The following is a 23,677-nucleotide window of genomic DNA, read 5'->3' as shown; positions in this document are numbered from 1 at the left end:
TCATGCATGGAGACGCAACATGTTGCGTCTCTACGTTCGGCTCAAGACGCCTCGCCGGGAATCCAAAGGTGGAGGCGGAGGTCGACCTCGCCCTCGTCGGTGAAAGCGACGCCCTCGCTGCGGAGGCGCTCCTCCATCACCGTCGGCGTCTCGAAGTGGAGACGGCCGGTGAGCGCGCCGCGCCGGTTGACGACGCGGTGGCACGGCAGCGGCGTCTCCGCCGCCGCCTTCATCGCCCACCCCACGACCCGCGCCGACCGCTTCGCGCCGAGGTGCTCGGCGATGTGGCCGTAGGTCGTCACCCGGCCGAGCGGGATCTCGGCGACCACGTCCCACACGCGCTGGAAAAAGTCGCTCCGGTCGGGGCTCGGCGCGGGCACGCTACTGATCGCCGAGGATGACGGGCAGCCCGCCTTCGCCGGCTCCGATGATCACGACTTTCGAGTTGTTGGACTGCGCGAGCTCGCGGGTCGCCTGGATGCCCTGGAACTGGAGGAACGCCGGCGTCAGGCTCTGCGCGATGATCTGCGCGCGGTCCGCGTCGCCGCTGGCCTCGACGCGCTTGCGCTCGGCCTCCTGCTCGGCGCGCTGGATCGAGAGCCGTGCCTGCTCGACGAGCTGCTGCTCTTCGAGCTTGTTCTCAATCGCGCGGCGGATCTGCTCGGGCAACTCGATGTCGCGGATCAGCACGGCTTCGAGCTCGACGTAGCCCTGCTCGACGGCCGCCGAGAGCCGCTCCTCGATTTGCTCCTGCAGCTCGGCCCGCCGCGTCGAGTACAGCTCCTCCGGCGTGAACTGCCCGACGACCTCGCGGGCGACGCTCCGCAGTTCAGGCCGCACGAGGCGCTCGTAGTACTCCTGCCCGTACGTCGTGTGGAGTTGGGGCAGTTGATCGTTGACGGGCCGGTACCGGACCGAGAGGTCCATCCCGATCGTGAGCCCGTTCGAGGCGAGGACTTCGATCTCCTCGTCGGCGTTGTTGACGCGGACGTCGTAGTCGATGATCTGCTCCCACGGCATGAAGACGTGGAAGCCCTCGCCGTAGTTGTCGTCGAGGTCGGTGCCGCTGAAGTAGCTGTACTTCACGCCCTGCTCGCCCGCGCCGATCGACTTCGTCATGCAGCCGGCCGCGATGAGGAGCAGCAGCAGGACGCCGCCGAAGATGACGCCGAAGCGGCCGGCGGCGCGGGTCAGGTTGGGATACGTATTCGCCATAGGAATGCTCGCTCAGACTGGGTGGATGGGCGTAGGATACGTGTAACGACCTTGTGAGATGCGAGCGTATCCCCGCCGCCTGCTGCCGTTTGAGGATTGTGCGTAATCTCCTCACGCGGCCCGGCTCGGCAGCCCGGCCGAGAACAGCCCGCCCCCCTATCGGTACCACCCGCCCCCTCACCCACCGCCCTCCCCGTGCCCCTCCCCGCTCCCGTCGTTGCCTCGCCCTACGCCGCTCACGCCGACCGCCTCCGCGCTGCCTTCGGCGACCGCCTCCGCACCGGCGAAGTCCTCGCGCCGTACACCACGTTCAAGATCGGCGGCCCGGCCGACTTCTTCTACGAAGCGCACACCGCCGACGAACTCGCCGACGCGCTCCTCCTCGCCCGTGAGCTGGAGATGCCGTTCTTCCTCCTCGGGCTCGGCGCCAACATCCTCGTCGGCGACCTCGGCTTCCGCGGCTTCGTGATCCGCAACTGCGCCGACCACGTCCGCATCGACCGCGCCACCGGGCGGGTCTGGGCCGAGAGCGGGACGATTGTCTACCCCGACCTCATCGAGCAGGCCGTCTCGGCGGGGCTGTCGGGGCTGGAGCACTACGTCGGGATTCCGTCGAGCGTCGGCGGCGCGCTGTGGCAGAACCTCCACTTCCTCTCGCCGCCGCCCGAGCGCGAGCGGACGATGTTCATCGAGGAGGTCGTCCACTCCGCCGAGATCCTCTCCGCCGAGGGCGAGCGCAAGACCGTCGACCACGACTACTTCAAGTTCGACTACGACTACTCCATCCTCCACGACCGCGCCGATCGCGTGCTCTCGGCTACGTTCCAGCTCGAACCGGGTGATGAGACACGGATGCGCGAGATCATGGCCGCGAACCTCGCATGGCGGCACGAGCGCCATCCTCCGCTCGACACCGAGCCGAGCGCGGGGTCGATTTTCAAGAAGATCGAGGGCGTCGGCGCGGGCCGGCTCATCGACTGGACTGGGCTGAAGGGGACGCGCTTCGGTGGGGCGGAGGTGACGCACCGCCACGCCAACATCCTCATCAACGCGGGCGGCGCGACGGCGGCGGACGTGCGCCACCTCATCGCGTACGTGCAGAAAACCGTCGAGCGCGAGCAGGGCTACCGGCTCTCACCCGAGATCGGCTTCATCGGCGACTTCGGCGCGCTCCCGGACGTGCCACACAAGGGCTGGGAGAACGAGGACGGCTTCACAAACGGCGTCCCGCCCGGCGGCCACCCCGAAGCCCACCGCGACGCCGAACGGCGGTAATCAGCGAACCGCCAACCCGACGGTAGAGACGCCCCGCCGGGGCGCCTCTACGCCAGCGATGGAATCCACGCATCGCTCTCTCGATCGCCACGCCTGCCCAACCGTAGAGACGCAACATGTTGCGTCTCTACCGTGACGACAACGCGCCAGCGAAAGCCCGGGCCTCGGCCTCCAACCGCTCCACGTCTTCGAGTCCTTCGCGCGCCCACGCCGGGAACGCCGCCCACCCGTGCAGCGCCCCGACGAGCGACCCGACGAGCGCACCGATGGCACTCGCCGCCCCGCCGACATTGATCGCGGGCAACAGCGTCGCTTCGAGCAGAAGCGGGTTGCGGGCGACCATCGCCACGGCGAAGGGCCACGCCTCGTCGGCCGCCGGGCCGGTGCCGGCGCAGAGGTCTTGCAGGTCGAGCGGGAAATCGTCGAGGTGGCCAGCGAGCAGGCGGAGGCGGTCGGAGACGACGTGCCCGCTGTCGAGTTGATCCTCCGCCCACCGCGTCGCGTCGGTGACGGTTCGGAAGAACGCGGGTCCGTCGAGATCGTCGGGCGTGTGCGTGAGTAGCGCGCGGACAGCAGAGGCCTGCCCGAACGCTGCCGCGAGCGCCGCCGGGTGCTCGCTCGTCCCGGCAAACAGGGTCGTGCTCGTATCGAAGGCTTCCTCCTTCGTCATGCCATTCCCTGCCCACCATACACCGAGCGGGGCTGCCGATGCGGCCGCTGTGGCCGTCGGCGCGCTCGACTCTTGCCACCGCCTCCTCGCTGGCGTAGAGACGCAGCATGCTGCGTCGCTACCGTCGGATCGGCGTAGCGCATGGGCGAGGGCGAACGTGCGTTGCGTTAGTCCGGTCCACTGCCCGGCGCCGAGGTCGCGACGGTGCTCGTCGGCGCGGTAGGCTTTGATGCCTTTGTAGTACGTGCGGACGTTCTGGTGGCTGAGCCCGTCGATGGGCATGCCGAGGGCGTCGCCGACGGCGGTGCCGAGGAGGGTGCCGAGGATGCGGTCAGGTTCGAGCATAGAGCGGGCGGATGGAGAAGAGCGGCCGAAGGATAGACAATCTGCCCGTCCTCTGCGATCTTCCAACGCCTCCCTCTTTTCCTCCCGACCGCATGGACTGGCTGCACGGTGCCTGGGCCGTTTTCCTGAAAGACCTCCGGCTGGAGGTGCGGACGCGCTACGGCGTCAACGCGCTCGCCCTCTTCGTGGCGTCATCCCTCCTGCTCGTGGCGTTCTCGGTCGGGACGGGGCAGGTGAGCGAGCGCGTGGCGTCGGCGCTGCTGTGGATCGTGATCGTGTTCGCGGCGGCGGTCGGGCTCGGGCGCGGGTTCGTGGCGGAGGAGGAGCGCGGGACGGTCTTGCTGCTACAACTCCACCTGCGCGGGAGCATGGTCTACGCGGGCAAGCTCCTCTTCAACGTGCTGCTCGTCGGGGGGATGAACGTCCTCGCGGCCGTCGGCTTCGTGATCGTGCTCGGGCTGGAGGTCGAGTCCGCCGGGCTGCTGGCCGCGACGCTCGGGCTCGGCGCGCTCGGGCTCGCGGGGGCGACGACGTTGCTCTCGGCCCTGATCGCGCGGGCGTCGAGCCAGGGCCCGCTCCTCCCCGTGCTCGCGTTTCCCCTGCTGATCCCGCTCCTGCTCACCGTCATCCGCGTCACGCAGCGGACGCTCCTCCTCGGCGCGAGCGCCGGCCCGTGGGCCGCTTCGCTCAACGACCTCATCACGCTCGGCGGCTACGCCGGCGCCGTCATCACCGCCTCGGTCCTGCTCTTCGACTTCGTCTGGAACGATTGACTGGGGTCAAACTCAACGATGGCGCTCGGCCTCGCGCATCACACGCGCTTCACCAACTCCTCCCGAACCCTCGCTGCCGGACGGTGTGCAATCGGCCTCCGTTTCCGTACGGCGTGTTGCCTTTCCGATCCGAGCCGCGTCTCTCTCCCCGAACGCTCATTCTCAACCCCCTTTCTTTCCCTCATGCGTATTCCCCGTGTTGCTCCCGCTTTCCTGCTCGTCGGCGTGCTCGCCGCCGCCCTCTCGCTCACCGGCTGCGACTCCGATTCCAACGACGAACCTACCCTGGCTGACGTCGCCGGTGCTTACGAAACGACCCTCTTCACTGTGGAGATCGAAGGGCGAGCCGTGGACGTGCTAGCTATGGGTGGCGGCCTCGACATCACGCTGCGCGAAGATGGAACGGCCTCGGGGACGCTCGCCATCCCGGAAGAGTTGAACGAAGAAGGGGAGGGTGATGTGCGGCTCTTGTTCGGCGGCACCTATGCTCTCTCCGGGGGCGAGGTGACGTTTGACCACGAGGCGGATACTTTTGTCCGAGACGCTGTCTGGACGTTCCACGACGGAACCCTCCGTGCGGAAACCGACGAGATCTCGGTTATACTGAGCAAGCAATAGTCGACGCCCCTACCTATGAGCACTGCCCGCCTCCCGTACGGCCGCACGCACCGCGTCATCACCGTCGTGATCGCGCTGTGGATGACGGCCGTCATCCTCGCCGGCTTCCTCCTCACGATCCCCCGGCTCAACATCCTCGAAGAGTCGGCGCGGAACCTCTATTTCCACGTCCCGATGTGGTTCGTGATGATGATCGGGATGATCGTCTCGGCGTACTACTCGGCGCGCTTCCTCGCGAACGACCGCGTGATCTACGACGTGCGGGCCGAGCAGGCCGCGCTCGTGGCCGTCGTCTTCGGCGTGCTCGGGCTCGTGACGGGGATGGTGTGGGCGCGGTTCACGTGGTATGTCGGCACGGGGAAGTGGTGGAACTTCGACCCGAAGCAGTCGATGGCGGCCGTCGAGCTGCTGATCCTCGGGGCGTATTTCGTCCTCCGCTCCTCGATCGACGAGCCACGCAAGCGCGGGCGGATCGCGGCGGTGTACAACCTGTTCGCCGTCGTCACGGCTCCGTTCCTGCTCTACGTCCTCCCGCGCCAGATGGAGAGCCTCCACCCCGGCGGCGAGGGCAGCCCCGCCTTCAGCCAGACCGACCTCGCGCCGATCATGAGGATGGTGTTCTACCCCGCCGTGATCGGGTTCATCGCGCTCTTCTGGTGGATCTACACGCAACGTGTCCGCGTCCGCCTCGCCGAGCGGCGGTTGGACGAGACGGTCTGAGCCGGCGAAGAAGGACGTAATTTCCCCCTTGCCCACACTGGAGCCCGTTGCTCCTGCGTAGCTTAGCCCCGAACCCGAACCGCCCCGCATGCAGACCCCAGCGAGCCCGCCGCAGGCGTTCCAGATCGACACGACCGCCTCCGACGGCGTGGCCCACGGCTCCGCCGTCTACGACAGCGTGTGGGCCGGGACCGAGATGCCCGAAGCGGCGCCGGTCGGGCTCGAAACGGTGATGCTTCAGCAGGACAAGCTCTACGTCGTCCTCGCCGTCGTGCTCATCATCTGGTTCGGGATCCTGTTCTTCCTCTTCCGTACGGACCGCCGCCTCGCCGCGCTCGAACAAGCCGTCGACACGCGCGTACCCGCACGGGACGATGAGATCATCGCGTAACCACCCGCTCAACCTCTGCAGTCATGAAGCCTAAAACGATCATCGGCGTGGTCATGCTGGCCGCGTTCACGTTCCTGGTGATGCGCTCCTTCGGCGAGAACGTCGGCGGGTACATGGACTTCGCCGAGGCGACGGAATCGCAGTCCCGCGCCCACGTCGTCGGCGAGTGGGTCAAGGCCCAGCCGACCACCTACGACCGCAACTCGAACACGTTCTCCTTCTTCATGAAGGACGAGGCCGGCGCCGTCCGCCAGGTCTACTACCCCAACCCGAAGCCGGCCAACTTCGAGGACGCCATGCAGGTCGTCGTCGAGGGCCAGATGGACGGCGACGTGTTTGCCGCCGAGCACATCCTCATCAAGTGCCCGTCGAAGTACAACGACGAACGCGAGTTTCAAGATGCCGCCCCGCCGACTGCGCCCACTACGCAGCCGACCGCGCTCTAGCCAGCGCCCCCTCCTCTCTCGCGCGCAGCTCCGACCGATCCGGGGCTGCGCGTGTCGTTTCCCCTCTCCCTGATGGCTGCTCCCGCCCTTCCCGAAAGCCCGCTGCCGCCCTGCCCCGCCACGCCGAACTGCTACCGGGAGAGCCGCACGTTCGATCGGCCCCCGGCCAAGCTCTTCACCGACGCGCTCGCCCGCCTCCGTGAACTCAGCGGGCTCACGATCGGCCACGCCGTCGAGATCGAGCGCGACGGCGACCGCCTCAGCCTCCACGCCACGTTCAAAGTGCTCTTCTTCACCGACGACTTCGACCTCCGCGTCGCGCCGCATGCGGGCGGTGCCGTGGTCCACGTTCGCAGCGCCAGCCGCGTCGGCGCGGGCGACCTCGGGACGAACCGCCGCCGCGTCCGCGCCTTCCTCGACGGCCTCGCGTAGCGCCTGCTCGTCGCGTCGGTTACAGGTAGAGCAGCGACGCGACGGTGAAGAACACGGCCAGCCCGATGATGTCGTTCGACGTCGTGATGAACGGGCCGGTGGCGAGCGCGGGGTCGATGCCGACGCGGTCGAGCAGGAGCGGGATCGTCGCGCCGAGCACGGTCGCGATCACGATCACGATGAGGAGCGAGAGGGCGGACGTGAGGGCGAGCCGCGGCGTGTCGACGTCGCCGAGCCCGCCGAGCGAGCCCATCGCCACGACGATCAGGCCGAGGGCGAGGGCGAGGGCGACGCCGTTGATGAGCGCGACGGCGAGTTCTTTGGCGAGGCGGCGCGGCACGTCGGAGTTCCACAGGTCGCCCGAGGCGAGGCCCTGCACGGCGATCGCCGAGCTCTGGATCCCCGCGTTCCCCGCCATCGCCATCACGATCGGGATGAACATGGCGAGCACGGCGGCGGCTTCGAGCGCGCCCTCGAACCCGCGGATCACGAGGCCCGAACCGTAGGCGCCGACGAGCCCGATCAGCAGCCACACGAGCCGGCCGCGCGAGATCGCGAATACCGACGCCGAGAACTCCTCGTCGCCCGCGATGCCGCTCGCGCGCTGCAAGTCCTCCTCGGCCTCGTCGCGGATCACGTCCACGATGTCGTCGATCGTGATGCGCCCGAGGAAGTGCCCGCTGCTGCTGACGACGGGCAGGATCACGAGGTCATACCGTTCCATGATCCGCGCGACCTCCTCCTGATCGAGGTCCGGCTCGACCGTCACGAGATCGGTGTCCATGATCGACGTGATCGGCGCATCACTGCGGGCGAGCACGAGCGTCTTGAGGTCCACGAGGCCGACGAGCCGGTCCTCAGCGTCGAGGACGTAGACGACGTAGACGGGGTCCACCTCCTCGGCACAGCGGCGCAGCTCCTCCGTCGCTTCGGCGACGGTCACGGTCTGGGGAACGGCGACGTAGTCCGTCTCCATGAGGCCGCCGGCCGTGTCGTCCTCGTAGCGGAGGAGCGCCTCGATCTCGTCGGCGTCTTCGAGCCGGGGCAGCACGCGCTCGGCCACATCGGGGCGGAGGTCGGCGAGCACGTCGGCCGCGTCGTCGGTGTCGATCTCGTCGAGAAGCGAGACGATCGCGTGCGTCTCCATCTCGTCGAGGAGGTCGGAGCGCTGCGCGCTCTCCATCTCGGGGAGCGCCGCGCCGGCCTGCTCCTCGGGAAGCCAGCCGAAGAGCTCGTCGGCCGCGTCAGGCGGGAGGCGGCGGAGGAGCTGCGCGACGTCGGCCGGGTGCAGCTCGGCCACGAGGAGCAGCACCATCCCCTGCTGCCCGTCCCGGAGCAACGCCGCCACGTCATCGACGAAGACCTCGTCGACGGCGACGGGCGCGGGGACGCGCTCTAGCTCGGGGGGAGTGGGTTCCACGGTGTTCGGACGGCGAGGGGATGGGGCGCCACACGCGGCGCCCGCTTCGGAGACGGAGAGCGCCCGAAGATAGAGGCAGAAGGACCGCTACGCGCCGTCGCCACCGAAAATGGCATCCGCCAGCCCGACGAACTCGTGCGGCTCGAGGGCCTCGGGCCGCCGCCCCGCGAGCGCATCGGGCACGTTGTGTCCCGTCGATGACGTGATGGGCTTGAGGCTGTTGCGGAGCGTCTTCCGGCGCTGGTTGAACGCCGTCCGCACCGTCCGCCGCAGTCGCTCCACATCCACGCCCGGCTCAGGCGCGTCGAAGTCGAGGGCGACGACGGCACTCGTGACATTTGGCACAGGGTGGAAGACGTGGCGACTCACGTCGAAGAGCAGCGTCGGCCGCGCCAGCAGTTGCGTCTGCACGCTGAGGATCCCGTACGCCTTCGTGCTCGGCACGGCGACGAGCCGCTCGGCGACCTCCTTCTGCATCATCACGACGGCCCGCCGAAGATGCTGCCGCGCGTCGAGGAGCGAGAAAAGAATCGGCGAGGTGATGTAATACGGGAGGTTGCCGACGACCCACAGCTGCTCCCCCTTCTCTTCGGCGAGCGCCGCCCAATCCGTCTCCAGCACGTCCTGCTGCCGCACGTCGAGGGCGGGCAACGCTTCGTGCAGATGCTCGACCGCCCGCTCGTCCACCTCGACGGCCGTGAGGTCGGGGTAGTGCCGCAGCAGTTCCTCCGTCAGCGCCCCCGTCCCCGGCCCGATCTCGACGACCGCTGCGCCCTCCGGCGCCCCCACCGACGCCGCGATCTTTCGGATCGTGTTGGGGTCGCGGAGGAAGTTCTGGCCGAGGCTCTTCTTCGGGCGGATGCTCATGGGCAAAAAGATAGGGTCGCACGGCCGCGCGACCCTACGAAGAACAGGCGAGGTGAGGACCGCTGCAGAACCGACCGGTCCCTGTGTCGCGTCAGGATGCGAAGACCGCGTCGTAACGAACGAGCCCTTCGACGCCGTCGAGCGCACCCTGCCTCAGCGCCTGCACCATGAACGCTTCCGGCGGCACGTCGTACTCCGACGCGAGGCCGGAGGCAGCGGCGGGTTCGAACCCGAATCGGGGGTAGTAGTCCGGGTGGCCGAGCACGACGACCCCATCTGCTCCGTCCCGCCGGCAGGCGTCGAGTCCTGCGTGCACGAGCGCCGCGCCGATGCCGGAACGTTGGTGCGGCGGGAGAACCGCCATCGGAGCAAGCCCACGCACGTCGAGGCCGGGCCTCGCGGGGTCGAGAGTAACGGGCGTGAACGCGATGTGGCCGACGACCTCCCCGTCGAGCACGGCGACGAGGGCGAGGTACGACGGCACCCGCTCGCGGAGCCGGTCTACGAGGTCAGCCTCGTCCGGTCGGGCGAACGCTGCATCGTTGACGCGCCGGACGGCGGCGGCGTCCTCGGCTCGCTCGGGACGGATGTCCGGTCTCATAGGAATCCTCCAGCGGCCTCGACTCGGAGACGTCTCACCGCGTGAATTTGCGGCGGTTGCGGACGTAGTCCTCGAAGATGAACCCGCCGAGGTCGTCGAGCCCGGCGTAGTAGGCGCGGCCCTGGTTCGTCTCGGTCATCTCGCGGACGAAGTTCTGGAGATACGGATCGCGCGCGATCATAAACGTCGTGATCGTGATCCGCTCGCGGCGGCAGATGGCGGCCTCGTCCAGCACCTTGTTCACGATCTTCCGGTCGAGCCCGTACGAGTTCTTGTAGAGCCGGCCCGCCTCGAAGTGCGCGCTCGGCTTGCCGTCGGTGATCATGAAGATCTGCTTGTTCCGGTTCTTCCGGCGGCGGAGGATCGTGCGGGCGCGCTCCAACCCGGCCCGCGTGTTCGTGTGGAATGGGCCGACCTGGAGGTACGGCAGGTCCTTCACCGCCACTTCCCACGCCTCATTCCCGAACGCGACGATGTCGAGCGTGTCCTTCGGATAGCGCGTCATGATGAGCTCGGCGAGCGCCATCGCGGTCTTGCGCGCGGGCGTGATCCGGTCCTCGCCGTAGAGCACCATCGAGTGCGAGAGGTCGATCATCAGGACGGTCGCCACGCTCGTGTGGTGGTCGGTCTCGTAGACCTGGAAGTCGTCTTCGGAGAGGGAGAAATCGCCGAGGCCGGAGCGGCGGAAGGCGTTCGAGAGCGTGCCGGTGACGTCGAGGCTCTGGATGTCGTCGCCGAACGAATAGGGTCGGGTCTCGGGGAGGCGTTCGTCGCCGGCCCCGGCGTGGGGCGTTTTGTGGCCGCCGCGCCCGCTCTTGCGGAGGTGGGAGAAGATGTCTTCGAGCGAACGCTGCCGCAGCCCGCGCTCCCCCTTCGCCGTGATCTGCGTGACGCCCGTCTGCTCGTCGCGCTCGATGATGCCGCGGTTCTGCAACTCCTCGATGAAGTCGCCGATGCCCATCTCATTGTCGCCGAGCCCGTACTTGTTGTCGAGCTGGGTGAGCCAGCGGAGGGCTTCGTCGGCGTCGCCGCCGGTGTGATAGAGGAGCTGCTGGAAGAGATCGAAAAGCTTATCGAACGTGGGCTGGTTCTGCCCGTGGCGGCTCTCGTCCCACTCGGAATAGCGGAAGAACATGGTGGCGGTCCGTTGTCTGTCGTCAGTGGTCTATGATCCCTTCCGCTCGTCGGCTCTTTCGATCCTTTGGGTCACCCGCTGTCCACGGAGCCCCGTCCGTACGGCGTCTCGATGTAACGGCGGGCGCGGTCGTGCGATCCGGAGAAATCGTTGAGCCGGAGCACTTCACGGTAGCGCTGCAACGCCTTCTGCCGCTCGCCGCGCGCGTCGTGCGACATCCCCTGCCGGAGACGGCCGAGCGTTTTGAACGCGCTCTGCTGCGGGCGCGCATCAGCGATCTGCTCCAGCCGGTAGAAATGGGCGAGCGACTGCCCGTAGTTCTGCCGCGTCTGCTCGGCACGGCCGAGGTAGTAGAGCGCCTGCTCGGCGATGGCGTCGTTGTAACCGGTGTCGCGGAGCCCGTACCGCCGCATCACCGTCTTGAACACGTCGTCGGACCGTTCGAGATCGCCGAAGCGGGCGTAGATGCGGCCCTCCATCGCGTGGAAGAACGCATTGTCCGGGTAGTTGGTGCGGAGCCAACGGATGAACTGCTGGCTCTTGGCGTAGTCGCTCTCGTAGAGGTAGTAGATCTGGAGGAGGAAGTACGCGGCTTCGGCCTGGAGGTAGCTGCCCTCGCGGAACGTCCGGTGCATCGCGGCGAGCCCACGCGGCTTGCTGCCGGACGGAAACATCGCCACGAACGGCTTGCTCCACGAATACCGCTCGGGCACGGCGGCGGCGTAGTAGTCGTAGATCCCCTTGCCGAAGACGAAGTCGGCGTTGCGCGGGTCCTCGTCGGCCACGTCGAGCACGTAGTCCATCGCGCGCTTCCCATCGAGGGCGGCTTTGAGCCAGCGGCGGCGGTTGGACTGGAGCCGGCCCCGGAAGCCGAGCGCGGCGCCCTTGAAGAACTTCGCGTCGAGGTTGTCGCCGTCGCGGCGGAGCAGGCGATCGGAGCGGTCGATCACCTCGTCCATCGCGTCGAAGAAGGCGTCGTCGTGGCTCGTGTCAGAGAGGTCCATGAGGATCTGCCACCACGGGACGAGGGCCTGGAGGAACGGGGCAACGGGGTGGTCCGGCGTCCGCGCCGCGAGCCGGTCGAAGACGCGCTCGGCCTCGTCGAACTCCATGTTGTAGAGGTGGTCGAGCCCGCGCCGGGCCTCGGCTTTGAAGACGGGGTCTTCGAGGACCGCGCGCTGCGCCGAAGCAGGCGCCATGCCGGCGGCGCACAGCACGAGCAGGAGGGCGACGCGGCGGACGAGGAGGCGGACGGGCATAGGGCTCACGGTCATTCGACAGGGCTGGTACAGGGGGTACAAATCGCTGTTCCTCTGTTAGAACGAACGCCGGGACGACGGCCGTTCGTACAGAGAGCGCCGCCCCCGAAGCGGAGGCGGCGCTCTCGTGTTCGTCCCGCAGCGCGGTCAGTCGGGCAGGTTGTACGCCTGCTTCACCGCTTCGTAGTCGGAGTAGTCGAGGCCCCGGTTCAACCCACCACCGGGGATCGCGACGAGCCGGAATCGGATGTCTTCGAGGTTCGAGAGAAACTCCTGCGTGTCCTGGAGGAAGCCGATCGTCGCCGTGTCTGAGGCCACGAGGTTCACGAACAGCTGGTTCACGTCGAAGGTGTACGTCGTTGTGAGGACGTAATCGACGAAGCCATCGGGCTCGTTCCCCGTCGGCGAGTCCACGTCGAAGCCGAGGGCGAGCGGGAGCGCCGTCCACCCGCTGCGGCGGAGGCCGTTCTCGTTGAGCACGTCGGAAACGTAGAGCAGCACGACGCCTTCGTCCACCGTCCGCTCCGTGAGAAGGGCCGCGAGTTGTGGGTAGAACTGGTTGTCCGTCTCGTACTGTACCTCCGAACTATCGGTACTGAACGTGCGGTCAAACCGAAAATCGCCCTGGCTGTCCGTGTCGTTAAGGGTAAACTGGATCACGCGGACGTCGTTCTCGACGATGACATCGGGGTCGCGGTCGTCGAGGCTGTCGCTGTCGCAGCCGGCGAGGACGAAGAGCAGCCCGAGGAGGCCGAGGGCGAAGAGCGTGAGGTGGCGGGCGGAGGTCATAGCGATTGCGGGTTCGTGTGGAGCGGGTTCAGGCAAAGAGCCGCCGTCGTGTGGGGCGGAGTAACGCGGCGCGTACGTCGCCCACGCAAGGTCGGGTCCAACGCCGTTCGTGGCCTCTGACACAGTACGGCGCGGCTCATCCGTCCACGATCGTGGGCAGCGGTCCGACGAACTGGATACGGATCGCGCCGAGCGCGGCACGCCGAAGGGCCCCGCCGCGCGTACACTATCCGTCCCCGGCCGCTCGTTCTCACGGCGCCCCATCCTCCGCCCTACCCTGCGCCCCATGCTCCGCTCCGCCTGCTGGCTCGTCCTACTCCTCACCACCGCCTTCCCCGCCGCTGCGCAGCCCGCCACCGCCGTCCTCACCGGCACCGTCACCGACACCGACGGCCAGCCGATCCCCGGCGCGAACGTGTTCCTCACGCAGTCACAGCGCGGGACGATCTCGAACGCGGAGGGGCAGTTCTGGCTGGCGAACGTGCCGCTCGGCGCGTATCGCCTCGTGGCCTCCGTCATCGGGTACGAGACGAAATCCGAAGACCTCGTCCTCCTCGAGCCCGGCGAGGTTCGCACCGTCAATTTCCGGCTGAAGGAGGCCGAGTTCGAGCTCGGCGAGGTGACGGTCGAGTCCACACAAGACGCGAAGTGGCAGGAGCGGTACAAGCGCTTCGAGCGGCGCTTCATCGGGGAGACCGAGAACGCGGCGGAGACGGAGATCCTCAACCCGTACGTGCTCGACTTCGAGGACAAGCGGGGCACGCTCACGGCGCGGGCCGCCGAGCCGCTCATCATCGAGAACCGGGCGCTCGGCTACCGCGTCCGCTACGCGCTCACCGCGTTCGAGGCGCAGTCGAACTCCAATTTCTACGACGGCGAGCCGCTCTTCGAAGAGTTGGAGCCCGCCGACGAAGTCGAGTGGGTGCGCTGGCAGGCGAACCGGCGGAAGGCGTACCTCGGCTCGCCGCGCCACCTGATCCGCTCCCTCATCGCAGGCGATACGGAGGAGCAAGGGTTCAAGCTCTACCTCCTGCCCGCGCAAGGAACCGGCGGCTTTGGCGGCCTCGGCGGCGGCAACCGCGCCAGCAGCCGTTTTCCGACGACGCCCGGCGAGATCCTCAAGCGCGGCGGCGCGGGCGACTGGAAGCTGACCTACCACGGCGTCCTACAGACGATCTACACCGGCGAGCCCGAAGAGGCGGCGTTCCTCGACCGCGAGTGGAGCCGCGAGCAGCGCGCGCCGAGCCTGGTACAAACGTCAGAGCTGCGCTTCCCCATCGCCCAGGACGCGGCCGAGCTCGACCGCTTCGGCGAAGAGCTCGACCCGCGCTCGATCGTGCTCTCGGGCTACATGGCCTACGAGCGCTTCGCCGACGACCTGCCGCGCGAGTACGGCCTCGCCGAGAGCGGCATCCCCGGTGCCGAAGAAGCCGCCGAGGCGCTGCGCCAAACCGTGGAGTGACGCCGGATCAGGCGGTCATCCGGCGGATGCCGGTGTACGCGCCGCTGACGAGCAGGAGCTTCGCGAGGTCCCACAGCACGAACAGCAGCCAGCCCTTATAGATCGACTCGGCCCAGGTCGCGTGGCCAGCGGCGACGTGCAGCCAGACGACGCCGCACGTGAAGAGCACGACGGATCCGAGCGCCACGGAGAGGAAGGAGCCCGCGAACGAGTTCCACCGAGCCGACGCCGCGCCGACGACGGCGGCAACGAGCGGGAGCGCGAGGAGGTAGCCCGCCGAGAGCGCGCCGAGGAGGTACGTCGCGCCGAAGCCTTCGCCCGCGAACACGGGGAAGAACAGGCCGAGGAGCAGATAGAGCCCCATCGCGAGGAGCCCGTTGCGCCAGCCGAGGAAGAGCCCGCTGCCGTAGACGGCGACGGTCTGCAGCGTGATCGGGATCTCCCAGAGGTAGATCCGCACCTGCGCGCCGAGCACGGCGAGGAGGGCGAAGCCGACGATGCCGGCGACTTGCACGAGGGCCGAGGCGTCCTCGCTGCGGAGGAGGTCGACGGAGGCGGTACGGGGGGAGCGGAGAGCGAGAGCGGACATGGCAATCGGGTCGACGGGTCGGGAGGGGTCACCAAAGATACACCATCCCGGCTTTGCCCCGAACGTAGCTTTCGTGACGCTCGCCCCGCTCTCGCTCACCCGTCCCCCGCTCCATGTCCGCCCCCATCCTGACGACCGCCGACGGCGGCATCCTCCGCATTACGATCAACCGGCCGGAGAAGAAGAACGCGCTCACGGTTGCGATGTACGCCGCCCTCGCCGACGCCTTCCGGCAGGCCGAGACCGACCCGTCGGTCCGCGTGATCCTCCTCCACGGCTCCGGCGACGCCTTCACCGCCGGCAACGACCTCGCCGACTTCGTCCAGCACCCGCCCACCGACGAGTCCAGCCCCGTCTTCCAGTTCCTCGACGCGATCAGCACGGCGACGAAGCCCGTCGTGGCCGCCGTCCACGGCCCCGCGATCGGAATCGGGACGACGCTGCTGCTGCACTGCGACCTCGTCTACGCCACGCGCGACGCCCGCCTCCAGATGCCGTTCGTCACGCTCGGCCTCTGCCCCGAGGCGGCGTCGAGCTACCTGTTGCCGCTCGTCGTCGGGCCACAGCGCGCCGCCGAGCTACTACTGTTCGGCGACCCGTTCACAGGCGAGCAGGCCCGCGATTGGGGCCTCGTCAATGAGGTCGTCTCTGAGGACAAGCTGCTCGACGTAGCGATGGAGCGCGCCCTCGCCCTCGCCGCCCGCCCGCCGGCGTCCGTTCGGCTGACGAAGGAGTTCCTCCGCCGCGCCCACGGCGAGGCCGTGCAGGCGACGATCCGCGACGAGGCCGCCGCCTTCCTCGACCGGCTCCAGAGCCCCGAGGCCGCCGAGGCGTTCACGGCCTTTTTCGAGAAGCGTGCGCCGGACTTCTCGGCTTTCAGCTAGCCCGCCCCATGTTCTCCCGCGACTTCATCATCCGCCAGATTCAGCAGCTCACGCAGGCGCTCGCCGTCGTGCTGTTCCATAAAAAAGCTGCGCGGCCCGACGAGGCGCAGGTCGCGCTTGACGAAGCCCTCGCCGTCGCGACCGACCTCGACCCGGAAGCGCTGCGCCGGCTCACCCGGCCCGACCTCCTCGCCGTCTGCTCCGCCGGCGGCACGTTGCTTCCCGACCACGCCGTCGCCCTCGCCGACTTGCTCTACGAAGATGCGGCGGCAGCCGGCCGCGAACGGGCGTTGTGGCTTTATGACGCCGCGCTCGACGCGGGCGGCGCAGTCCCACTCGATATCCACGATCGCCTCGCTGCGCTGCGCGCATCGCTGGCGGAGTAGTCGCTCCGTCCTACCCTGTTTCCGATGCTTCCTATGAAACCGCTCCGTCTCCTCCTCCTCCTCCTCCCCCTCCTCGTCGGCCTCGATGCGCAGGCCCAAGTCCAGATCGACTACGGCACATTCGTCGGCTTCTCTGCCGCGCGGCAGTCGCCGGGGGACGACGCGCGCACGGGCTTCAACCTCGCCGGCTTCGTCGAGGTCACGCCGATCCCGTACGCGGCGGCGGCGCTGGAAGTGGCGTACGTGCAGAAGGGGCAGACCTTCGACGGCCCGCTCACGCAGCCCGATGACAACGGCGACATCGTCGTGATCGATCAGGGCACGTTCACCCTCGCCCTCGACTACCTCTCGCTCGGCCTCGCCGTCAAGCCCTCCCTCCCCCTCGGCCCCCTCGGCTCCTCGGTCTACGCCGTAGCAGGACCCCGCCTCGACGTGCTGCTCAACGAGAAGCTCCTCTTTTCGGGCGACGAGGAGGATGTGCGCTTCAACATCGAAGAGCATGCGTCTACCGTGTGGGGATACGACGTGGGCGCGGGGCTCCGCTTCGGCACAGTGCTGCCGGTCCCGCTCCTCGTCGAAGTCCGGTTCAGCGGGGACCTCACGGAGGCGTACGACGGGCTCGCGGGACGCCCCGACGCCACGAAGAATCAGGTGATGCAGATCCGCGTCGGCGTCGAAATCTGACCGAGCGGCGGCGCTTCATCGGCGCGCGTCAGCGGGTGCGCTTCAATTCGTGCCGCGCGGCCACGGACCGGGAGGCCAGACGGCGCCCTGCGTGCGGCCGTGGCCGGTTTCGGCGTCGTAGGCGAGATTGCGCCGCTCGTACTCGTTGAGGAGGGCCACCATCTCGCGGTGAGCCTGGGCCTCGATGCGCCCACACGTCCTCGCCCGCAGAGCGCCGAGCCGACGCCGGATCGACTCGGCGGCTTCTTCAGCGAGCGCGCGGTGCCCGTCCTCGTGCCCGTCGAGCGCAGCGAGGAACTGGCTCCACGCGCCCCGCAACGAGGGCGAAGCGTGGGCGGGACGCCGCCAGCGTGGGAGATGCGTCTGCACGGCTACGTGAACGGTTAGTTCGTCGATGGAGCAGCCGCTCGGCCGCTCGCGCCACCGGTACTCCGCGTTGACCTCCCACTCCGTCATCCCGAAAAAGCGCCGCCCCCGCGCCTGCGGGCCCCGCTTGCCGAGTTGGACGGCGAGGGCGTGAGGGGTATCGCCTTCGATATCGTAGTAGACCTTCTCCGCGTAGCTGCGCACCACACCCACGTCGGCCTGTGCGTGGGATTGCGCACGCGCCAGCGAGGGGCTCAGCAACGCAAGGAGGAGAACGGTGGGAAGGACGCGCACAACGACGATGAGAGGTGGCTCCTTCAATATCGCCCGTTCGTGAGAAACCTTCAAGTATTAGTTGAGGTCACCCCATCCACGAACAGTAAGGTCAACGTCTCCGGCGGCCGACCTACTCGCTCGGCGGCCAGACAGCGCCCTGCGTGCGGCCGTGGCCCGTCTCCGCATCGTAGGCGAGATTGCGCGATTCGTACGCATTCATCACCTCCATCATCGCCCGCTGCGCCACCGGATCGAGTTGATCGCAGCCCGCGACACGCACGGAGGCGAGGCGGCGGCGGATCGTGTCGGCCGCCTCTTCGGCGAGCGCCCGGTGGCCCTCTTCGTGCTCGTCGAGCGCGGTGACGAACCGGTCCCACGCCCCGTGGAGATCCGACGACGCCCGGCCCGATGGCGTCCACCGAGGAAGATGCGTCTCGACGGCGATGTGGACCGTGAGGTCGCTGATCGCGCAGCCGGCCACAGCCTGAGCCGGACGGTACTCCGCGCTGACTTCCCACTCGGTCAACCCAAAAAAGCGTGAGCCCTGGATGCGCGGTCCGTGCTTTCGCAACGCCGCCGCGAGGTCTTCCCGACTCGCACCCCGCACGTCGTAATACGTCGTCTCCGACCGGGCCCGCACGATGCCGGCGCTCGCAACCGACCCGGCCACGCTCGTCGCCGCCGACTCCATCACTGCGTCGGTCACGGGCTCAGCTACCGGGAGCGTCGTGGCAGCCGGGCGCAGCGACGCCCCATCGGAGAGGGCTAATTCCGGCGTCGGTAGCGCGATGGGGGCTCGCGCCGGAGCCTTCCAAGCCAGGTCCGCTTCAGCAGCGCGGACTGCGGACACGCCGCCGCCCGCACGGTCGAGGGCAGAGCGTCCCAGCATGGAGCCGACGATCGGGAGCCCGGCGTAGACATCCATCACGCCCGCCATCTGCACGAAGGGGTTGCCCTGCGCCCGCGCTGTGTGAGGAGCGAGCGTCAGCAGCAGGCAGCAAAAGAGGACGACGGAGGCGCGCATGTGACCGGGGCGTAGAATCACTCCCGGTCGTTATCGCCCTTCACACGAGCTTCCGAATCACCGTCGGCATTTCGGGCCGATTGGGTGACGCGCGCCCCTGTCCAAACCCATTCGCTACCGCTCAGCCGGCTCCGGCACCGATGCCCCGTCGCCCGAGACGACCGGCGTGTCCGGCTCGTACCCGAGCACCGGCGCGAGCCACCGCTCGGCCTCCGCCTGCGGCATCCCCTTCCTCCGGGCGTAGTCCGCGACCTGATCGCGCCCGAGCAGGCCGAGGTTGAAGTACGCCGCCTCCGGGTGCGCGAAGTACAGCCCGCACACCGATGCGGCCGGCGTCATCGCGAGGTGCTCCGTGAGGCCGACGCCCGTCCGCGCCGTCGCCTCGAGCAGGTCGAAGAGCGGCGGCTTCTCGGTGTGGTCGGGCTGCGCGGGGTAGCCCGGCGCCGGGCGGATGCCGGCGTACTGCTCGCGGACGAGGTCGTCCTTCGCGAGCGCCTCGTCGGGCGCGTAGCCCCAGAGGTCGGTGCGGACGATCTCGTGGAGGCGCTCGGCGAAGGCTTCGGCGAGGCGGTCGGCGAGGGCCTTCGCCATGATCGCCGAGTAATCGTCGTGGTCGGCTTCGAACGCGGCGACGAGGTCTCCGAGCCCGTGGCCGGCGGTGACGACGAACGCGCCGGCATAGTCGCCGCGCCCGCTCGCGTGGGGCGCGACGAAGTCGGCGAGGGCGCGGTTGGGCTTGCCCGGCGTCTTCTCGGTCTGCTGCCGGAGCGTGTGCAGCGTCGCGAGCACGTCGCCCCGGTCTTCGCTTCGGTAGAGGTGGATGTCGTCGCCGTCGGCGTTCGCGGGCCAGAGGCCGGCCACGCCGTGCGCCTGCACAAGCTGCTCGTCGATGATGCGGTCGAGGAGCGCGTTCGCGTCGTCGAAGAGGCGGCGGGCGGCCTCGCCCCGCTCGGCGTCGTCGAAGATCTGCGGGTACTTGCCCTTCATCTCCCACGCGATGAAGAACGGCGTCCAGTCGATGTATGCGCGGAGTTCGTCGAGCGGGAAGTCTCGGAACGCTTGGACGCCGAGCGCGCGCGGCGTGGTGATCGGCGCGGCGTCCCAGTCGAGTTCGAGCCGGTTCGCGCGGGCGGCGTCGAGCGGGAGGAGCTTCGTCGTCCGGCTGCGGCGGGCGTACTGCTCGCGGACGTCGGCGTACTCGGCAGCGGTCTCGGCGGCGAAGTCGTCGCGCTGCTCGGGCGTGATGAGCTTCTGCACGACGGGCACGCTGCGGCTCGCGTCGAGGACGTGGACGACGGTCCCGGAATAGTGCGGCGCGACCTTCACGGCGGTGTGCACCTTCGACGTCGTCGCCCCGCCGATGAGGAGGGGGAGGTCGAAGCCTTGCCGCTCCATCTCCTTCGCGAGGTGCACCATCTCATCGAGCGACGGCGTGATGAGCCCGCTCAGCCCGATCACGTCGACGGCGTGCTCCTTCGCCGCGGCCAGGATCTTCTCCGGCGACACCATCACGCCGAGGTCGATCACCTCAAAGTTGTTGCACTGCAACACGACGCCGACGATGTTCTTGCCGATGTCGTGCACGTCGCCCTTCACCGTCGCCATCAGCACGCGGGGGAGCGCCTTCGCTTCCGTCCCGCTCTCCTCCTTCTCGGCTTCGATGAACGGCAGCAGGTACGCCACCGACTTCTTCATCACGCGCGCGCTCTTGACGACCTGCGGGAGAAACATCTGTCCGCTTCCGAACAGGTCGCCGACGACGTTCATCCCGTCCATCAGCGGCCCCTCGATCACGTCGAGCGGCTTCGGGTACTTCTGCCGCGCCTCCTCCGTGTCGGCCTCGACGAACTCGACGATGCCTTTGACGAGCGCGTGCTTCAGCCGCTCCTCGACCGGCGCCTCGCGCCACGCGAGCGCCTTTTCTTCCTTCACTTCCGTCCCCTCCGCCGCGATCTGCTCGGCGAGGTCGACGAGCCGCTCCGTCGCGTCGTCGCGCCGGTCGAAGAGCACGTCCTCGACCCGCTCCAAGAGGTCGGGCTCGATCTCGGAATAGACTTCGAGCTGCCCGGCGTTGACGATGCCCATGTCGAGCCCGGCGCGGCCCGCGTGGTAGAGGAACGCGGCGTGCATCGCCTCGCGGACGCGGTCGTTGCCGCGAAACGAGAACGAGAGGTTCGAGATGCCGCCGGACACGCGGGCGTGCGGGAGGTTCGCTTTGATCCAGCGCGTCGCCTCGATGAAGTCGAGCGCGTAGCGGCGGTGCTCCTCCAGCCCCGTTGCCACGGCGAACACGTTGGGGTCGAAGATGATGTCCTCGGGCGGAAAGCCGACCTCATCGACGAGCAGCCGATAGGCGCGCTCGCAGATCGTCTTCCGCCGCTCGACGGTATCGGCCTGCCCATCCTCGTCGAAGGCCATCACGATGACGGCTGCGCCGTACTCGCGGACGCGCCGCGCCTGCTTCAGAAACGCCTCCTCGCCCTCTTTCATCGAGATCGAGTTGACGACGCCTTTACCCTGCACGCACTGCAACCCGGCCTCGATCACGTCCCACTTCGACGAGTCGACGACGACGGGCACGCGCGCGATGTCGGGCTCGGTGGCGACGAGCTTCAGAAAGGTCTGCATCGCGGCGGCGCCGTCGAGCATTCCCTCGTCCATGTTCACGTCGATGAGCTGCGCGCCGTCCTCGACCTGTTGGAGCGCGACGGAGAGCGCCTCCTCGTAGTCGCCTTCGAGGATGAGGCGGGCGAATTTGCGGCTCCCCGTCACGTTCGTCCGCTCGCCGATGTTGACGAAGTTGGTCTCGGGCCGAACGACAAGCGGTTCGAGCCCGCTTAGCCGGAGCGTGGGGTCGAGCGTCGGGATCGGGCGCGGCGCGTGCTGCGTCGCCGCCTCGGCGATCGCGGCGATGTGGTCCGGCGTCGTCCCGCAGCACCCGCCGACGATGTTGACGAACCCGGCCTCGGCGTACTCGCCGACCTCCTTCGCCATGAACGCGGGCGACTCGTCGTAGCCGCCCATCTCGTTCGGCAGCCCGGCGTTCGGGTAGAGGCTCGTGTGGACCGTCGCGACCTTCGACAGCGCCTCGATGAACGGCCGCATCTGCGCCGAGCCGAGCGCGCAGTTGAGCCCGATGGAGAGGAGGTTCGGGCAGTGGCTGAGCGCGAGCCAGAACGCCTCGACGGTCTGCCCCGAGAGCGTCCGCCCGCTCATGTCGACGATGGTGCCGGAGAGCATCACGGGCGTCTGCGTGCCCGTCTCTTCGGCGTGGCGGATCACGGCCGAGATCGCCGCCTTCGCATTCAGCGTGTCGAAGATCGTTTCGATCAGGAGCACGTCGACGCCGCCGTCCACGAGCCCGGCGATCTGCTCGCGGTACGCGTCGCGCAGTTCTTCGTAGCTGAGCGCGCGGAAGCCCGGATCGTTCACGTCGGGCGAGAGCGAGAGCGTCTTGTTCGTCGGCCCGAGCGCGCCGGCGACGAAGCGTGGCCGGTCGGGCGTCTCGGCTGTCTTCGCGTCGGCTGCTTCGCGCGCGAGCCGGGCGGCTTCGGCGTTGAGCTCGTAGACGAGCCCTTCCATCCCGTAGTCGGCCTGCGAGATCGACGTGCTGTTGAACGTATTCGTCTCGATGAGGTCCGAGCCCGCGTCGAGGAACGCGCGGTGGATGTCGCGGATGAGCGCGGGCTGCGTCAGCGTGAGGAGGTCGTTGTTCCCCTTCAACGGCTGCGACCAATCAGCGAAACGCTCGCCGCGGAAGTCGGCTTCGTCGAGCGCGTGGCGCTGGATCATCGTGCCCATCGCGCCGTCGAGGACGAGGATGCGGTCGGCGAGAAGCTGGCGGAGGCGGTCGGCGCGGTCGGTCATAGGACGAGTGTTGGTCTGAGCAAAGGTACCACCTCGATAGAGGGGTCGATCTTCCCGAGCGAGCAGAACGAACGAAGTCTCGAAGGGTTCAGCGGGGCCGACATGGACGGCTAGCGTGGGCATAGAATCTCCTCGTATCGTACTATTTCAAAGCAGGCTGATCAAAGAATGATGTCATTGCGAGGAGCGTAGCGACGCGGCAATCTCCTTCGGACTGCTGGTGCGAGGAGATTGCTTCGCTGCGCTCGCAATGACAAGCCTGGGTTTTGTTAGGGACTTTAAACCTTCCTGCTGCGATGCGCTACCCTTTCCTGTTTCTGCTCCTCGCCGCCGCCGCCGCCGCACAACCTGAGGCGCGGTCGGACGAGGCGCGCGCCGTCGCGACGCTCGACGCGGCGGTGGCAGCCGCCCGCGCGGGCGATGCAGCGACACTCGCCCCGCTCGTCGTCTGCTTCACCGACGACCGCGAGTTCTTCCCGTGCGATGCGGCGTCTCACGCGGAGCGCATCAATCCCCTCCTTGACCACCTCCGCACCACGTTCGGCGAAGCGATTCCCTACGTCGCCGACTCGTACCGCACGGAGCGCGAGGGCGACCTGACACTGCACTTCGTCCAGGTCAAAGTCCGTCGCCGCCCGGACGCGCCCGACCTCCCGACGCTGACGTTCATCGAGGTAGACGGGCAGATGCTCCTCGCCGACGTATCGGGGATGCCGCCGCCGCTCCCGTCGCCATCGCCCGCCGACGAGGCGCGTGTGAAAGCGCGGATGGAGGCGCTCCTCCGGCACGCTCCGAATGTCGAGGCCGTCGCGCCGCTCATCGGGTGCTACGCCGAAGAGAAGGACGGCTCGTTCCGCGTCTGGCCCTGCGACCCGGCCGCGCCCGCCGACCGCGCCCGCGCCGACGACTTCGCCCAGCGGCTCTACGCCTTCGTCGAGCACGTTGGCCCGACCGGCTACGGCTTCGCCCGCTACTTCACCGACACCGAGTCCGAGGGCACGTGGCACGTCCTCCAGATCGACTTCCTCCGCCCCGACGGGTCCGGCGAGACGGGGGCGATCTACGCCTCGTTCATGGAGATCGACGGGCAGTTTCTCCTCGGCGACCTCGAAGGCGGATAACTGCAAAACACGGCCGGGTTAGGCGAACAAAGGGATTGGGGGTCAGTATGCCCACCCTCTTC

The 23,677-nt window shown here is 68.3% G+C and carries 25 protein-coding genes; 12 read left to right on the top strand and 13 right to left on the bottom strand.

Annotated elements, in window-relative coordinates; genetic code table 11:
- Positions 1-41: 41 nt before the first annotated feature.
- Together ABJF88_05160 and ABJF88_05155 are read right to left on the bottom strand one after the other, a co-directional pair.
- On the bottom strand, positions 42-380 hold the full coding sequence (locus ABJF88_05160; GenBank protein ID MEP0546300.1) for a methylated-DNA--[protein]-cysteine S-methyltransferase: 339 nt from the start codon (positions 378-380) through the stop codon (positions 42-44).
- A 1-nt stretch (position 381) separates the two neighbouring features.
- On the bottom strand, positions 382-1,215 hold the full coding sequence (locus ABJF88_05155) for a prohibitin family protein (protein MEP0546299.1): 834 nt from the start codon (positions 1,213-1,215) through the stop codon (positions 382-384).
- A gap of 195 nt (positions 1,216-1,410) precedes the next feature.
- Between ABJF88_05155 and murB the strand changes: the two genes are divergently transcribed.
- Positions 1,411-2,490 carry a UDP-N-acetylmuramate dehydrogenase gene (gene murB / locus ABJF88_05150; GenBank protein MEP0546298.1) on the top strand — a complete coding sequence of 360 codons (1,080 nt, stop codon included), beginning with the start codon at positions 1,411-1,413 and terminating at the stop codon, positions 2,488-2,490.
- Between the two features lie 127 nt (positions 2,491-2,617).
- Here the strand turns inward: murB and ABJF88_05145 are convergent, their stop codons facing one another.
- Entirely contained in the window at positions 2,618-3,505 is an 888-nt protein-coding gene (locus ABJF88_05145; GenBank protein MEP0546297.1) for an ADP-ribosylglycohydrolase family protein, read from the bottom strand.
- Between the two features lie 92 nt (positions 3,506-3,597).
- Here ABJF88_05145 and ABJF88_05140 point away from each other — a divergent pair, with 92 nt between their 5' ends.
- The 6 genes from ABJF88_05140 to ABJF88_05115 all read left to right on the top strand — a co-directional run bounded on the left by ABJF88_05140 (position 3,598) and on the right by ABJF88_05115 (position 6,885).
- Positions 3,598-4,278: a heme exporter protein CcmB gene (locus tag ABJF88_05140; GenBank protein MEP0546296.1), complete on the top strand. Its 681-nt coding sequence runs from the start codon at positions 3,598-3,600 to the stop codon at positions 4,276-4,278.
- A 183-nt stretch (positions 4,279-4,461) separates the two neighbouring features.
- Entirely contained in the window at positions 4,462-4,896 is a 435-nt protein-coding gene (locus tag ABJF88_05135; GenBank protein ID MEP0546295.1) for a hypothetical protein, read from the top strand.
- Between the two features lie 15 nt (positions 4,897-4,911).
- Entirely contained in the window at positions 4,912-5,616 is a 705-nt protein-coding gene (gene ccsA, locus ABJF88_05130) for a cytochrome c biogenesis protein CcsA (protein ID MEP0546294.1), read from the top strand.
- 88 nt (positions 5,617-5,704) lie between these two features.
- Positions 5,705-6,007 carry a CcmD family protein gene (locus ABJF88_05125; protein ID MEP0546293.1) on the top strand — a complete coding sequence of 101 codons (303 nt, stop codon included), beginning with the start codon at positions 5,705-5,707 and terminating at the stop codon, positions 6,005-6,007.
- A gap of 23 nt (positions 6,008-6,030) precedes the next feature.
- Complete coding sequence (locus ABJF88_05120; protein MEP0546292.1) at positions 6,031-6,453, top strand: cytochrome c maturation protein CcmE; 423 nt, start codon at positions 6,031-6,033, stop codon at positions 6,451-6,453.
- Between the two features lie 72 nt (positions 6,454-6,525).
- On the top strand, positions 6,526-6,885 hold the full coding sequence (locus ABJF88_05115) for a DUF1499 domain-containing protein (protein ID MEP0546291.1): 360 nt from the start codon (positions 6,526-6,528) through the stop codon (positions 6,883-6,885).
- Positions 6,886-6,904: 19 nt separating this feature from the next.
- Here ABJF88_05115 and mgtE read toward each other — a convergent pair whose 3' ends face one another.
- The 6 genes from mgtE to ABJF88_05085 form a co-directional block, all read right to left on the bottom strand.
- Positions 6,905-8,305: a magnesium transporter gene (gene mgtE / locus ABJF88_05110; GenBank protein ID MEP0546290.1), complete on the bottom strand. Its 1,401-nt coding sequence runs from the start codon at positions 8,303-8,305 to the stop codon at positions 6,905-6,907.
- Positions 8,306-8,392: 87 nt separating this feature from the next.
- The gene (gene rsmA, locus ABJF88_05105) at positions 8,393-9,172 is read right to left on the bottom strand and encodes a 16S rRNA (adenine(1518)-N(6)/adenine(1519)-N(6))-dimethyltransferase RsmA (protein ID MEP0546289.1); all 780 of its coding nucleotides are present in this window, start codon (positions 9,170-9,172) and stop codon (positions 8,393-8,395) included.
- A gap of 91 nt (positions 9,173-9,263) precedes the next feature.
- The gene (locus ABJF88_05100; protein ID MEP0546288.1) at positions 9,264-9,773 is read right to left on the bottom strand and encodes an N-acetyltransferase; all 510 of its coding nucleotides are present in this window, start codon (positions 9,771-9,773) and stop codon (positions 9,264-9,266) included.
- 34 nt (positions 9,774-9,807) lie between these two features.
- Complete coding sequence (locus ABJF88_05095; GenBank protein MEP0546287.1) at positions 9,808-10,908, bottom strand: VWA domain-containing protein; 1,101 nt, start codon at positions 10,906-10,908, stop codon at positions 9,808-9,810.
- Positions 10,909-10,979: 71 nt separating this feature from the next.
- Positions 10,980-12,167 (bottom strand): hypothetical protein, encoded by a 1,188-nt coding sequence (locus ABJF88_05090; GenBank protein ID MEP0546286.1) that lies wholly within the window; start codon positions 12,165-12,167, stop codon positions 10,980-10,982.
- 147 nt (positions 12,168-12,314) lie between these two features.
- Positions 12,315-12,956, bottom strand: coding sequence for a hypothetical protein (locus tag ABJF88_05085; GenBank protein ID MEP0546285.1), 642 nt, complete (start codon positions 12,954-12,956; stop codon positions 12,315-12,317).
- 286 nt (positions 12,957-13,242) lie between these two features.
- Here ABJF88_05085 and ABJF88_05080 point away from each other — a divergent pair, with 286 nt between their 5' ends.
- Positions 13,243-14,418: a carboxypeptidase-like regulatory domain-containing protein gene (locus ABJF88_05080; protein ID MEP0546284.1), complete on the top strand. Its 1,176-nt coding sequence runs from the start codon at positions 13,243-13,245 to the stop codon at positions 14,416-14,418.
- A gap of 7 nt (positions 14,419-14,425) precedes the next feature.
- Here ABJF88_05080 and ABJF88_05075 read toward each other — a convergent pair whose 3' ends face one another.
- On the bottom strand, positions 14,426-15,007 hold the full coding sequence (locus ABJF88_05075; GenBank protein ID MEP0546283.1) for a biotin transporter BioY: 582 nt from the start codon (positions 15,005-15,007) through the stop codon (positions 14,426-14,428).
- Between the two features lie 113 nt (positions 15,008-15,120).
- Between ABJF88_05075 and ABJF88_05070 the strand changes: the two genes are divergently transcribed.
- Genes ABJF88_05070 through ABJF88_05060 form a run of 3 tightly spaced genes read left to right on the top strand, consistent with a single transcriptional unit; the run spans position 15,121 to position 16,961 of the window.
- Complete coding sequence (locus ABJF88_05070; GenBank protein ID MEP0546282.1) at positions 15,121-15,891, top strand: enoyl-CoA hydratase; 771 nt, start codon at positions 15,121-15,123, stop codon at positions 15,889-15,891.
- Positions 15,892-15,899: 8 nt separating this feature from the next.
- Positions 15,900-16,277 carry a hypothetical protein gene (locus ABJF88_05065; protein ID MEP0546281.1) on the top strand — a complete coding sequence of 126 codons (378 nt, stop codon included), beginning with the start codon at positions 15,900-15,902 and terminating at the stop codon, positions 16,275-16,277.
- Positions 16,278-16,310: 33 nt separating this feature from the next.
- Entirely contained in the window at positions 16,311-16,961 is a 651-nt protein-coding gene (locus ABJF88_05060; GenBank protein ID MEP0546280.1) for a porin family protein, read from the top strand.
- Between the two features lie 42 nt (positions 16,962-17,003).
- On the opposite strand, the gene ABJF88_05055 is transcribed toward ABJF88_05060, so the two are convergent.
- The 3 genes from ABJF88_05055 to metH form a co-directional block, all read right to left on the bottom strand.
- Positions 17,004-17,531, bottom strand: coding sequence for a DUF922 domain-containing protein (locus ABJF88_05055; GenBank protein MEP0546279.1), 528 nt, complete (start codon positions 17,529-17,531; stop codon positions 17,004-17,006).
- A 202-nt stretch (positions 17,532-17,733) separates the two neighbouring features.
- Positions 17,734-18,627 carry a DUF922 domain-containing protein gene (locus ABJF88_05050; protein ID MEP0546278.1) on the bottom strand — a complete coding sequence of 298 codons (894 nt, stop codon included), beginning with the start codon at positions 18,625-18,627 and terminating at the stop codon, positions 17,734-17,736.
- A 114-nt stretch (positions 18,628-18,741) separates the two neighbouring features.
- Complete coding sequence (gene metH / locus ABJF88_05045; protein ID MEP0546277.1) at positions 18,742-22,494, bottom strand: methionine synthase; 3,753 nt, start codon at positions 22,492-22,494, stop codon at positions 18,742-18,744.
- Positions 22,495-22,790: 296 nt separating this feature from the next.
- Between metH and ABJF88_05040 the strand changes: the two genes are divergently transcribed.
- Positions 22,791-23,615, top strand: coding sequence for a hypothetical protein (locus ABJF88_05040; GenBank protein MEP0546276.1), 825 nt, complete (start codon positions 22,791-22,793; stop codon positions 23,613-23,615).
- Positions 23,616-23,677: the final 62 nt, after the last annotated feature.

This window comes from Rhodothermales bacterium, from assembly GCA_039944855.1.
Taxonomy (GTDB): Bacteria; Bacteroidota; Rhodothermia; order Rhodothermales; family JANQRZ01; genus JBBSMX01.
Note: the sequence above shows the minus strand (reverse complement) of the source record. Positions and strands in the feature narration are given on the sequence as shown.